The sequence below is a fragment of the Enterobacter sp. JJBC genome, from assembly GCF_036936505.1.
Lineage (GTDB): Bacteria > Pseudomonadota > Gammaproteobacteria > Enterobacterales > Enterobacteriaceae > Enterobacter > Enterobacter hormaechei_C.
Window position 1 is genome coordinate 306,159 of record NZ_CP136935.1, and the last position, 13,006, is coordinate 319,164.

Consider the following 13,006-nt stretch of genomic DNA (forward strand, 5'->3'; position numbering starts at 1 on the left):
GTCTCAGTAACCGTCGGCTAATCTTTTTTTCCAGCCCAAACCTAAGGTATATTTCGCCCTTCACAGGAGAAACTATGCTGCCAACTCAATCAACCCGATTAAACAAATACATTAGCGAGAGCGGGATCTGCTCACGTCGCGAGGCTGACCGTTACATTGAACAGGGTAACGTGTTTCTTAACGGCAAACGCGCCACCATTGGTGATCAGGTGGTACCTGGCGATGTGGTGAAAGTGAATGGTCAGGTCATCGAACCGCGTGATGCCGAAGACCTGGTGTTTATCGCGTTGAACAAACCGGTTGGGATTGTCAGCACCACGGAAGATGGCGAGCGGGACAACATTGTTGATTTCGTGAACCACAGCAGCCGCATTTTCCCGATTGGCCGTCTGGATAAAGACTCTCAGGGGCTGATTTTCCTCACCAACCACGGCGATCTGGTCAACAAAATTCTGCGTGCCGGTAACGACCACGAGAAAGAGTACATCGTGACGGTGAACAAGCCGGTGACGGACGAGTTCATTCGCGGGATGGGCGCAGGCGTGCCGATTCTGGGCACCGTGACGAAGAAGTGTAAAGTCAAAAAAGAAGCGCCGTTCGCGTTCCGCATCACGCTGGTTCAGGGCCTGAACCGCCAGATCCGCCGCATGTGCGAGTACTTCGGTTATGAAGTGACGAAGCTGGAACGCACGCGCATCATGAACGTCAGCCTGTCCGGGATCCCGCTGGGCGAGTGGCGTGACCTAACGGACGACGAGCTGATCGAGCTGTTCAAACTTATCGAGAACTCCTCGTCCGAAGCGAAGCCGAAAGCTAAAGCCAAACCGAAAACGCAGGCGATTAAGCGTCCGGTGGTGAAGGCACCGCAGGCGGAAGAGAAAGGGCGAGGCAAGCCGGGCAACGGAAAACGCTTTACCCAGCCGGGGCGCAAAAAGAAAGGGCGCTGATTAGCGCCTTCCACGGGTTGATGTATTGGCGGACCAGGAAAAGGTCGCCTCTGCATCCGGCTTATAAGCCTGCTCTTTTTTCAGCTTGCGGGCTTTTTTCGCCGCAGCCTCACGTTGCGCCATCAGCTTGTCGATGTACTCTTTTTTAACCTGATTGGTTTCGGCGTTCGTCAGCGTGCGGCCATGCGCGATGCGGGCGCGGTCGAGAAGCGTTTTAAGTTCGCGCTGCTCGGCTTCGGTCATGTCTTTCTGGGTCAAACGTGGTGTAGCCATTGCTGAAGCCTCCTGATGGGGAGGCTTCAGTGTAAAGCAAGCCGGGACAATTAACCCTGTTTCACCGCATCTTTTTTCGGTTGGTCATCAATCGGCTTACCGGACCAGTACCCTGCTAACAGCGAACCGGACAGGTTATGCCAGACGGAGAACAGCGCCCCCGGTAGCGCTGCCAGCGGTGAGAAGTAAATTTTACCCAGCGCCGCCGCCAGGCCGGAGTTCTGCATCCCCACTTCGATCGCCAGCGTGCGGCAGGTGGATTCGTCAAAGCCAAACAGCTTCCCGCCCCAGTAACCGCCCAGCAGACCAATAGTGTTATGCAGCACAACCGCGACGATCACCACAAAGCCCACCGAAGCAATGTGCGATGCGGAACCGGCTACCACGGCGCTGATAATGGCCAGTATGCAGATCATCGAAAACGCGGGCAGATACGGCTCAACCGCTTTCACCACCCGCGGGAAGAGATGGTGGATCACCAGCCCCAGCGCAATCGGGATCACCACGATTTGCAGGATGCTGAGCAGCATGCCCATCACGTCCACCTGGATATGCGCGTCGACATACAGGCGGGTTAACAGAGGCGTGGCAATCACGCCCACCAGCGTGGAAACGGACGAGATGGTGACGGAAAGCGCCACGTCGCCTTTCGCCAGATAGATCATGACGTTAGATGCCGTGCCGCTGGCAACGCTCCCCACCAGCACCATCCCGGCGGAAAGGTCGGGCGGCATCTTAAAGGCCATCGCCAGCAGCCAGGCCGCGAGCGGCATCACCAGGTAGTGCAGGAAAATCCCTGCGGCAACCGGCGCCGGGCGAGACAGCACGCGTTTGAAATCGTCAATTTTCAGATGCACGCCCATGCCGAACATAATCAGCATCAGCAGCGTGGTGACCCACGGACCAATGCCCGTGAACGTGGCAGGAGTGTAATACGCGAGTACAGAGAGCAGCAGCGCCCATAACGGGAACAGCCGGGTGATAGCGGAGAGCATAGTGAATTCCTTGCAGTATTGTCGTGTTGTTTTGTTATAAAAAAGCCGGGTCTGTGCCCGGCTTATCGATATTGTTTAACGTGCTAACGAATTTTATTCAAACAAATTCTGATGAAGTTTCTGCACGACCTGCTCGGCCTGATCGGCAGGGACCAGGAAGCAGAGGTTGTAGCTGGATGCACCGTAGCAGATCATGCGGATATTGAACGGGTCGAGCACGCCGAACACCTCTTTACCCACGCCACAGGCGCGCGACAGCTTGTTGCCGATGATGGCCACCAGCGCCAGGTCTTCTTCTACTTCCACACGGCACAACTCGGAAAGCTCAATCAGCAGCGACTGCGTCAGCAGGGTATCACCCGTTGAGGTTGAACCGGTGGTGTCCAGCGTCAGCGCAATACTCACTTCGGAAGTGGTAATCAAATCTACAGAGATATTGTGGCGCGCCAGGATGCCAAACACTTCTGCCAGGAAGCCGCGGGAATGCAGCATATTATGGCTGTGCAGGGTAACCAGCGTCTGCTTACGACGCAGGGCCAGCGCGCGGAACAGCGGCGGGTTCTCGGTTTTCTTGCAGACCAGCGTCCCGCCCGCCTTTGGATCTTTACTTGAGCCAACGAAGACCGGAATGTCGCTGCGCACGGCGGGCAACAGCGTGGCCGGGTGCAGCACTTTCGCGCCGAAAGTCGCCATTTCAGCCGCTTCTTCAAAGGCGATCACGTCAATACGTTTTGCCGCAGAGACCACGCGCGGGTCGGTGGTGTAGATTCCCGGCACGTCCGTCCAGATATCCACGCGGGTGGCGTGCAGGGCTTCACCCAGCAGGGCGGCGGTGTAGTCGCTACCGCCACGGCCCAGCGTGGTTGTGCGCCCTTTGGCTTCGCTGCCGATAAAGCCCTGGGTGATCACTATGCCTTCATCCAGGCGCGGGGCAAGCTGCTGGTTAGTCAGCTCAGCCAGGACTTCCACGTCCGGCTCGGCGCGGCCAAAGCGGTCGCTGGTGCGCATGACTTTACGCACGTCGAACCACTGCGCCTGAATATTGCGCTCGCGCATGATCTCAACGAACAGCAGGGTAGACATTAGTTCACCGTGGCTGACCAGCTCATCGGTCAGGGCGGTAGAGGTTGCCAGCGACGCGGCTTCGGCCAGAGTGGTGATATTTTCCAGCAGGCGTTCCACTTCCTCACGAATGACGTTCGGGTTTTGCAGACGCTCGAGAATGTCGAACTGAATTTTGCGCAGTGCATCCAGCTTCACGAAACGCTCGGTCGCTTCCAGTCCTTCAGACAGAGAAACCAGCAGGTTCGTCACGCCGGCTGAGGCGGAAAGTACCACCAGGCGGGTATTCGGATCGGCCAGCACCACATCGGCGCTGCGGTTCATGGCATCGTAGTCTGCCACACTGGTGCCGCCAAACTTGGCGACCACAAAACTCGTCATAACAACCTCGTGTCAGGGAATGAATAGAGCGACCTTGGCACAAGAATGAAGCGAGAACAGGTGCAGGCGCAAAATACGGCCCTATAAATAAAATGCGGGGGAGGTCCTGTCAATGCTGGGATTATGCGGATTTTTCATGGGGGGGTACCCCTCAGAAACAGGACTTATAACAGGCCCATATTTTATGCTCCTTTTTACCCCTTTTTGACCAACATTTCGCCACGCCGGAAGGGCGCGACAGCAGCTATACTTTTCGGGTCTTTTCACCTGCGTTTGATGCAGACCAGGGCAATGGCATAAAAACCATCACAATTTTTATTTGCAGGCGCTACAATCGACCGCAGTCACAATTCTCAAATCAGAAGAGTATTGCTATGAAAAACATCAACCCAACGCAGACCGCTGCATGGCAGGCACTACAGAAACATTTTGATGAAATGAAAGACGTCACCATCGCGGATCTGTTCGCGAAAGATGCCGATCGTTTCAGCAAGTTTTCCGCCACCTTCGATGACCTGATGCTGGTGGATTTCTCCAAGAACCGTATCACCGAAGAGACGCTGGCGAAGCTGCAAGATCTGGCGAAAGAGACTGAACTGGCAGATGCCATCAAATCCATGTTCTCCGGTGAGAAGATCAACCGCACCGAAGACCGTGCCGTGCTGCACGTGGCGCTGCGCAACCGTAGCAATACCCCAATCATCGTTGACGGCAAAGATGTGATGCCGGAAGTGAACGCGGTGCTGGAAAAGATGAAAACCTTCTCCGAAGCGATCATCTCAGGTAGCTGGAAAGGCTACACCGGCAAAGCGATCACCGACGTCGTAAACATCGGTATCGGCGGCTCTGACCTCGGCCCGTTCATGGTGACCGAGGCGCTGCGCCCGTACAAAAACCACCTCAACATGCACTTCGTGTCCAACGTCGATGGGACCCACATCGCTGAAGTGCTGAAAAAGGTGAACCCGGAAACCACGCTGTTCCTGGTGGCGTCTAAAACCTTCACCACTCAGGAAACCATGACCAACGCCCACAGCGCGCGCGACTGGTTCCTGAAAACCGCGGGTGACGAAAAGCACGTGGCGAAACACTTCGCGGCGCTGTCCACCAACGGTAAAGCGGTGGGTGAGTTCGGCATTGATACGGCGAACATGTTCGAGTTCTGGGACTGGGTTGGCGGCCGCTACTCTCTGTGGTCTGCAATCGGCCTGTCCATCATTCTGTCCGTCGGCTTCGACAACTTCGTTGAGCTGCTCTCCGGTGCGCACGCGATGGACAAACACTTCTCCACCACCGCGCCTGAGAAAAACCTGCCGGTGCTGCTGGCGCTGATCGGGATCTGGTACAACAACTTCTTCGGCGCTGAAACCGAAGCGATTCTGCCGTACGACCAGTACATGCACCGCTTTGCGGCCTACTTCCAGCAGGGCAACATGGAATCCAACGGCAAGTACGTTGACCGTAACGGCAACGCGGTGGATTACCAGACTGGCCCAATCATCTGGGGCGAGCCGGGCACCAACGGTCAGCACGCGTTCTACCAGCTGATCCACCAGGGCACCAAAATGGTACCGTGCGATTTCATCGCCCCGGCGATTACGCACAACCCACTGTCCGACCACCATCCGAAGCTGCTGTCTAACTTCTTCGCCCAGACCGAAGCGCTGGCGTTCGGTAAATCCCGCGAGGTGGTTGAGCAGGAGTACCGTGATCAGGGTAAAGATCCGGCAACGCTGGAGCACGTGGTGCCGTTTAAAGTGTTCGAAGGCAACCGTCCAACTAACTCCATTCTGCTGCGCGAAATCACGCCGTTCAGCCTGGGGGCGCTGATTGCCCTCTACGAGCACAAAATCTTCACTCAGGGCGCTATTCTGAACATCTTCACCTTTGACCAGTGGGGCGTTGAGCTGGGCAAACAGCTGGCAAACCGCATTCTGCCAGAGCTGGGTGACGATAAAGCGATCGACAGCCACGACAGCTCCACCAATGGTCTGATTAACCGTTATAAAGCCTGGCGTGCGTAATAAATATGTCATGAACAATGCCGGCGATATGCCGGCATTTTTTTATCGGATAATTCCTGATGTCTGTTAGTTATCTCAAATTCTGAATCTGAGTTTAATCCGAAAAAGACGGTAACCCCGTTAATTGCTGAGGTTTATTTTAAGAAAATACGGAGTGATGCTTTAATGTTCTTATATTATAACTTATTGATTTATATTGATTATATATTTACTTGATTCTTTTTTCCTTCCATTTTTAACCATTAGTCTGAAAACCTCATCCCTATTTACCCCCACGGTAAACCCACTGCTTTAGTTGTGTATACTCGAATCCGCCTGAATTTCTTTTCGGGCAAATCTCCATTCATTCATTGAAGGGAAATTGTTATGAAGAAAGTACTGTATGGCATTTTTGCCATATCTGCGCTTGCGGCGACGTCTGTCTATGCAGCTCCGGTCCAGGTCGGGGAAGCAGCAGGGGCGGCAGCGACGTCTGCGTCTGCGGGGAGTTCTACCGCAGCCAGCACCAGCGCCGTAAGTTCAGCCGTGGGTGTCGCGCTGGCGGCAACCGGTGGCGGTGATGGCTCCAATACCGGAACCACGACCACTACGACGACCAGCACCCAGTAATACCGGGTGTTTTAATCATAACCACACTTCGGTGTGGTTATTTCGCCCCTTCGGAGAAGAGTCGTGAAGCGACCTGCAATCATCCTGATTTGCCTGCTGTTGCAGGCGTGCTCAGCTACCACCAAAGGGCTGGGCCACTCACTGTGGGACAGCATGTTCGGCACGCCGGGCGTGCATCTGACCGATGACGAACTTCAGAACATGCCGTATGCCAGCCAGTACATGCAGCTAAACGATGGTCCGCAACTGTTTGTGGTGCTCGCTTTCGATGAAAACGGGCAGCAGAAATGGGTGACGCAGGATCAGGCCACCATCGTGACGCAGCATTCCCGCATCGTGAAAACGTTGCTCGGCGGCGACAACCTGCTTGAGGTGAACAACCTGGCTGAAGATCCGCTCATCAAGCCGAATCAGATTGTCGATGGCGCAAGCTGGACGCGCACGATGGGCTGGACCGAGCACAAACAGGTGCGCTACGCCACGGCCCGATCCACCTTCCGCTGGGACGGTACGGATAGTGTCAAAGTGGGCAGCGACGAAACGCAGGTGCGCGTGCTGGATGAAGAGGTGACAACCGATCAGGCCACCTGGCATAACCGCTTCTGGGTGGACGAAGAGGGGCAAATCCGCCAGTCCTTACAGTATCTCGGTGCCGGTTTCTTCCCGGTGAAGACCACCCTGATCAAGGCGGCGAAATCATGAAAATGTTCATCCACATTGCGCTTCTCGCCAGCCTGGCCTCGCCGCTGGCGTGGTCTGCGGGAACGGTACAGGTCTACACCCCGGACAGCGAAAAACCTAAAACCTTAACCAATGCCGGGCATCTGCTCGATCTGGTGGGGCAGCCGAGGCTGGCGAAAAGCTGGTGGACCGGGGCGGTTATCAGCGAGCGTCAGGCGACGATTGTAGCGGAACAAAAACATCAGGCGCTGCTCGCCCGACTGAGCGGGCTGGCACAACAGGAAGATGCCGACGATGCCGCGGCTATTACTAGCCTGCGTCAGCAGCTTCAGGCGGTTAAGGTGACGGGGCGCCAGAAGGTGAATCTCGATCCCGACGAAGTGCGTGTCGCGGAAAACGGCAATCCGTCGCTGGAAGGGGACTATACCTTGTGGCTTCCGGCTCAGCCTTCCACCGTCACCGTGATGGGGCTTCTCAGCAGCCCTGGCAAAAAGCCGTTTACGCCGGGCCGGGACGTGGCGAGCTATCTCGACGAGCAAAGTCTGCTCAGCGGAGCGGATAAAAGCTATGCCTGGGTGGTCTATCCGGACGGGCATACGCAGAAAGCGTCGGTGGCTTACTGGAATAAACGCCATATCGAACCTATGCCGGGCAGCATCATTTTTGTCGGTTTTGCCGACCATTTCTGGACGAAAGCGTATGACGGGCTTAATGCCGATATCCTTCGCTCCCTGATACAGCGGATACCGGAATAATGAAAAAAACCTATCTCTACAGCATGCTTGCACTGTGCGTGAGTGCCGCCTGTCATGCAGAAACGTATCCGGCACCCATCGGCCCGTCGCAGTCCGATTTTGGCGGCGTGGGCTTACTGCAAACCCCAACCGCGCGTATGGCCCGCGAGGGGGAAATCAGCCTTAACTATCGCGATAACGATCAGTACCGTTACTACTCTGCGTCCGTGCAGCTGTTCCCCTGGCTGGAGACCACGCTGCGCTACACCGACGTGCGTACAAAACAGTACAGCAGCGTAGACGCTTTCTCCGGCGATCAGACCTACAAAGACAAAGCCTTCGACGTGAAGCTGCGCCTGTGGGAAGAGAGCTACTGGATGCCGCAGGTTTCCGTTGGTGCGAAAGACATTGGCGGGACCGGCCTGTTTGACGCGGAATACATCGTGGCCAGCAAAGCCTGGGGACCGTTTGATTTCTCACTCGGTCTGGGATGGGGCTATCTGGGTACCAGCGGCAACGTCAAAAATCCGTTCTGCTCCTACAGTGATAAATACTGCTACCGTGATAACAGCTACCAGAAAGCGGGCTCCATCAACGGCGACCAGATGTTCCACGGCCCGGCCTCGCTGTTTGGTGGTGTAGAGTATCAAACGCCATGGCAGCCGCTGCGCCTGAAGCTGGAGTACGAAGGTAATAACTACAGCGAAGATTTTGCCGGCAAAATTGAGCAGAAGAGCAAGTTTAACGTCGGCGCTATTTACCGCGTCACCGACTGGGCCGACGTTAACCTCAGCTATGAGCGCGGTAATACCCTGATGTTTGGCTTTACCCTGCGCACTAACTTTAACGACATGCGGCCGCACTATAATGACAACCCGCGGCCAAAATATCAGCCGGAGCCGCAGGATGCGATCATTCAGCACTCCGTGGTAGCGAACCAGCTGACGCTGCTGAAATATAACGCGGGCCTGGCGGATCCGAAGATCCAGACCAAAGGCGATACGCTGTATGTTACCGGCGAGCAGGTGAAATACCGCGACTCCCGCGAAGGGATCGAGCGCGCCAACCGGATCGTCATGAACGATCTGCCGGAGGGGATCCGCACGATCCGCGTGACGGAGAACCGCCTGAATCTGCCGCAGGTCACCACCGAAACCGATGTTGCCAGCCTTAAGCGTCATCTTGAAGGCGAACCGCTCGGGCATGAAACCGAGCTGGTGCAAAAACGCGTTGAGCCGGTGGTGCCGGAAACCACCGAGCAGGGCTGGTATATCGATAAATCGCGCTTCGATTTCCATATCGATCCGGTGCTGAACCAGTCCGTGGGTGGGCCGGAAAACTTCTACATGTATCAGCTGGGCGCGATGGCGACGGCGGATCTGTGGGTGACCGACCACCTGTTGACCACCGGTAGCCTGTTCGGCAACCTTGCCAACAACTACGACAAATTTAACTACACCAACCCGCCGAACGATTCAAAACTGCCGCGCGTGCGTACCCGCGTGCGTGAATACGTGCAGAACGATATCTACGTGAATAACCTCCAGGCCAACTACTTCCAGTACTTCGGCAACGGTTTCTACGGCCAGGTTTACGGTGGCTATCTGGAAACCATGTTCGGCGGCGCCGGGGCAGAAGTGCTTTATCGTCCTGTCGACAGCAACTGGGCGTTTGGGGTTGATGCCAACTACGTGAAACAGCGTGACTGGCGCAGCGCGCAGGACATGATGAAGTTCACCGACTACAGCGTCAAAACCGGCCACCTGACCGCCTACTGGACGCCGTCGTTCGCGCAGGACGTGCTGGTAAAAGCCAGCGTCGGCCAGTATCTGGCGGGCGATAAGGGCGGCACGCTGGATATCTCCAAACACTTTGACAGCGGCGTTGTGGTGGGCGGCTATGCCACCATCACCAACGTTTCGCCAGACGAGTACGGGGAAGGGGACTTCACCAAAGGGGTGTACGTGTCGATTCCGCTGGATCTGTTCTCATCAGGCCCAACCCGCAGCCGTGCGGCAGTGGGCTGGACGCCGCTGACGCGCGACGGCGGTCAGCAGCTTGGACGTAAATTCCAGCTGTATGATATGACCAGCGATAAGAACATTAACTTCCGCTGATGCTTCACGCCGGGCGGCACTGCGTTTGCCCGGCCTACGGTTTTTGTAGGCCCGGTAAGCGCAGCGCCACCGGGCGAATGCGCCAAACATAAACAAAAAATATAGATCCCCGTCACATTTTTGCGTTATACAGGAACCTCGCCCTGGAGAATGAGGTGCTGTATGACATCCCTGACTCGTCCGCGCGTTGAGTTTATCTCAACGATACTCCAGACCGTACTGAACCTCGGTCTGCTGAGCCTTGGCCTGATCCTGGTCGTTTTTCTGGGTAAAGAGACGGTGCATCTGGCGGATGTGCTCTTTGCTCCTGAGCAAACCAGCAAATACGCACTGGTGGAAGGCCTGGTGGTCTACTTTCTCTACTTTGAATTTATCGCCCTGATTGTGAAGTACTTTCAGTCCGGCTTTCACTTCCCGCTGCGCTATTTTGTCTACATTGGCATCACCGCCATTGTGCGGCTGATCATCGTCGATCATAAATCCCCGCTCGACGTGCTGATCTACTCGGCGGCGATCCTGCTGCTGGTGATCACCCTCTGGCTGTGCAACTCAAAGCGGCTAAAACGCGAATAAAAAAAGGGCGCTCCGAAGAGCGCCTAACAACAGTCACAAGTTGGTTCAATACAATACGTCTAAAGTTGAGGGTTGCAGTGGCATAACAAATGAAACTTAACCTTTCACACCGCCCGCCGTCAGGCCGTTGACCAGCCAGCGCTGGGCCAGCAGGAACACCACGGTAATCGGGATGGCAGAGAGGACGGCCGCCGCGGCAAAGTCGCCCCACAGGTAGTTTTGCGGGTTGAGATACTGCTGCATACCGACGGCCAGGGTGTAGCTGTTTACATCGCGCAGTAACAGAGAGGCGACCGGTACTTCGGTGATCGCCGCGATAAACGACAGAATAAACACCACCGCCAGAATCGGCACCGACAACGGCAGCAGCACCAGGCGGAACGCCTGCCACGGTGTCGCGCCATCCAGTGCCGCCGCTTCTTCCAGCGAGCCGTCGATGGTTTCGAAATAGCCTTTAATGGTCCACACGTGCAGGGCGATACCGCCGAGATAGGCGAAGATCACGCCGCCGTGAGTGTTCAGGCCGATGAACGGCACGTACTGGCCCAGACGGTCAAACAAGGCATATAACGCCACCAGCGACAGTACGGCCGGGAACATCTGGAAAATCAGCATCCCTTTCAGCAGGGTCGCTTTGCCCGGAAAACGCATACGGGCGAAGGCGTAAGCACAGGTGGTGGAGAGCGTCACGATGCCGATGGCTGTGATGGTTGCCACCTTCACCGAGTTCCACAGCCACAGCAGCACCGGGAACGGCGGCGGCGTGACGCGGCCATCCGCGTGTTCCACGCTGAAGCCCAGCGCGAGCTTCCAGTGCTCCCAGGAGATTTCGTCCGGGATCAGGCTCCCGGTGGCGAAGTTCCCCGAACGCAGGGATATGGCGATAACCATCAGCAGCGGGAACATGATCGCCGCGATGAAAATCAGCAGGCCTAAGTGCGTCGCGAGGAGGCGCAGTTTCTGAGATTTGGGTTGTACCATTGCCATGTTCAGTGCCCTCCTTAGTCAAATTTCATACGTGTGGCTTTCAGGTTAACAATCGCCAGGGCGCCAACCAGCAGGAAGATCAGGGTGGCAATCGCCGCCGCCAGGCCGAAGTCCTGACCGCCGCCGCCCTCGAAGGCGATGCGGTAGGTGTAGCTCACGAGCAGGTCGGTATAGCCTGCCGGCGTGGTGGTGCCGAGACGGTCCGGGCCACCGTTAGTCAACAGCTGAATCAGCACGAAGTTGTTAAAGTTAAAGGCGAAGCTGGCAATCATCAGCGGCGTCAGCGGCTTAATGAGCAGCGGCAGGGTAATTTTGAAGAAGTTCTGGAACGGACCCGCGCCGTCCATCGCCGAGGCTTCGTACAGGTCGTCCGGGATGGCCTTCAGCAGCCCCATGCACAGGATCATCATGTACGGATAGCCCAGCCAGGTGTTCACGATGATAATCATCGAGCGAGCGGTGGTCGGGTCGCTGAACCAGGCCGGTTTAATGCCGAACAGCGCGCTCAGCATCATGTTGATTTCACCGAAGCTCTGGTTAAACAGCCCTTTGAAAATCAGAATCGAGATGAACGACGGCACGGCGTACGGCAGAATCAGCAGCACGCGGTAAATCGCTTTGCCCTTCAGGGACTCCCACTGCACGAGGCAGGCCAGCACCATGCCCACGGCCACGGTCAGGATTACGGTCAGCACCGAGAAGACCACCGTCCAGACGAAGATGGCGAAGAACGGTTTCTGGATGCCTTCGTCGGTAAACACGCGGGTAAAGTTGTCCCAGCCGATGGTGACGGTATAGCCCGGGCTGAGTTTGTCATCCCCCCAGCTGCCGTCGGCATTCACAGACTGATAGAAACCGATATCGTTGTTCGGGCGGTACTTCACGCCGCTCTGGTTGTTGGTCAGCGTGCCGTCATCCGCCAGGGTATAGAGCGGTTGGGTGCCGGAGAACTGGCGCAGCGAGCTCATGATCACTTTGCTTTCGTCTGGCAGTACGGCGGTGAGCTGGGTCAGTGCCTGGCGATTCTGGGTGATGATACGCAGGTTGGCACGTTCACCTTCCGGCAGGGCCGCAGCCTCTTTTAAGGTCAGCTTCTGCTCACCGCCAAATTTGAACGCGTCGGAAAGATAGGTTTTGCCGCTCTCACCGTCAGTGAGCGCTAACTTCCACTCATCACCCGCAGGATACAGGCCGAAGTTAAAGGTTTTACCCGCCTGATAAGAACGGTCCAGAAGCACCTGGGTGGCACGCTCCTGCGCGAGCTGGTTGGTGCTGCTGTAGTTGGTAAAGGCAATCGCGATGGTGCAGATCAACGGAAAGAGGACAAACAGCCCCATCCCGGCAACGCCCGGGTAAACATAGCGCCAGGCATACGCTTTACGGTTGGCGAAAATATACAGGCCAACCGAGCTTAAAATCAGCGTCATGATGGCGAATAGGTATTCCCCTTGCACGTACATTAAAACAACAAGGTAACCCACCAGCAGACACAGCAGACCTATCACTGACCACTTCAGTGCGTCGCTTTGCCACCAGTGTTTCTTTTTAATGACATCCATGGGGTTCTTCCTCTACAACGGTGGAAACTTATCGTCAGGTGGCGCTGCGCTTACCTGACCTACG

General features: G+C 56.1%; 12 protein-coding genes. 7 read left to right on the forward strand and 5 right to left on the reverse strand.

Translation table 11 applies throughout. The features are described 5' to 3' along the window. The first annotated feature begins 74 nt into the window (after positions 1-74). Entirely contained in the window at positions 75-947 is an 873-nt protein-coding gene (rluF, locus tag RY075_RS01480) for a 23S rRNA pseudouridine(2604) synthase RluF (RefSeq protein WP_022646725.1), read from the forward strand. On the opposite strand, the gene RY075_RS01485 is transcribed toward rluF, so the two are convergent. The 3 genes from RY075_RS01485 to lysC all read right to left on the reverse strand — a co-directional run bounded on the left by RY075_RS01485 (position 948) and on the right by lysC (position 3,658). Continuing rightward, positions 948-1,220: a DUF3811 domain-containing protein gene (locus tag RY075_RS01485; protein ID WP_003860346.1), complete on the reverse strand. Its 273-nt coding sequence runs from the start codon at positions 1,218-1,220 to the stop codon at positions 948-950. It abuts the gene before it with no gap. 50 nt (positions 1,221-1,270) lie between these two features. Further along, a complete protein-coding gene (gene panS, locus RY075_RS01490) occupies positions 1,271-2,215 on the reverse strand; it encodes a ketopantoate/pantoate/pantothenate transporter PanS (protein ID WP_022650218.1) in 945 nt (314 codons plus the stop codon). 93 nt (positions 2,216-2,308) lie between these two features. Beyond that, positions 2,309-3,658 carry a lysine-sensitive aspartokinase 3 gene (lysC, locus tag RY075_RS01495; RefSeq protein ID WP_003860344.1) on the reverse strand — a complete coding sequence of 450 codons (1,350 nt, stop codon included), beginning with the start codon at positions 3,656-3,658 and terminating at the stop codon, positions 2,309-2,311. Between the two features lie 374 nt (positions 3,659-4,032). Here lysC and pgi point away from each other — a divergent pair, with 374 nt between their 5' ends. The 6 genes from pgi to psiE all read left to right on the forward strand — a co-directional run bounded on the left by pgi (position 4,033) and on the right by psiE (position 10,396). Then, positions 4,033-5,682, forward strand: a complete 1,650-nt coding sequence (gene pgi, locus RY075_RS01500; protein ID WP_003860343.1) for a glucose-6-phosphate isomerase — start codon at positions 4,033-4,035, stop codon at positions 5,680-5,682. Positions 5,683-6,048: 366 nt separating this feature from the next. Then, entirely contained in the window at positions 6,049-6,291 is a 243-nt protein-coding gene (yjbE, locus tag RY075_RS01505) for an exopolysaccharide production protein YjbE (RefSeq protein ID WP_023315214.1), read from the forward strand. 63 nt (positions 6,292-6,354) lie between these two features. Continuing rightward, on the forward strand, positions 6,355-6,993 hold the full coding sequence (locus RY075_RS01510; protein WP_003860339.1) for a YjbF family lipoprotein: 639 nt from the start codon (positions 6,355-6,357) through the stop codon (positions 6,991-6,993). Further along, positions 6,990-7,727, forward strand: coding sequence for a capsule biosynthesis GfcC D2 domain-containing protein (locus RY075_RS01515; RefSeq protein WP_045337030.1), 738 nt, complete (start codon positions 6,990-6,992; stop codon positions 7,725-7,727). The genes RY075_RS01510 and RY075_RS01515 overlap by 4 nt, the downstream gene beginning before the upstream one ends. Then, complete coding sequence (locus RY075_RS01520) at positions 7,727-9,823, forward strand: YjbH domain-containing protein (RefSeq protein ID WP_032608242.1); 2,097 nt, start codon at positions 7,727-7,729, stop codon at positions 9,821-9,823. The genes RY075_RS01515 and RY075_RS01520 overlap by 1 nt, the downstream gene beginning before the upstream one ends. A gap of 162 nt (positions 9,824-9,985) precedes the next feature. Further along, positions 9,986-10,396 (forward strand): phosphate-starvation-inducible protein PsiE, encoded by a 411-nt coding sequence (psiE, locus tag RY075_RS01525; RefSeq protein WP_000202963.1) that lies wholly within the window; start codon positions 9,986-9,988, stop codon positions 10,394-10,396. Between the two features lie 96 nt (positions 10,397-10,492). Here psiE and malG read toward each other — a convergent pair whose 3' ends face one another. Together malG and malF are read right to left on the reverse strand one after the other, a co-directional pair. Further along, positions 10,493-11,383 carry a maltose ABC transporter permease MalG gene (malG, locus tag RY075_RS01530; protein WP_003860332.1) on the reverse strand — a complete coding sequence of 297 codons (891 nt, stop codon included), beginning with the start codon at positions 11,381-11,383 and terminating at the stop codon, positions 10,493-10,495. 14 nt (positions 11,384-11,397) lie between these two features. Beyond that, a complete protein-coding gene (malF, locus tag RY075_RS01535; RefSeq protein WP_003860331.1) occupies positions 11,398-12,942 on the reverse strand; it encodes a maltose ABC transporter permease MalF in 1,545 nt (514 codons plus the stop codon). Positions 12,943-13,006: the final 64 nt, after the last annotated feature.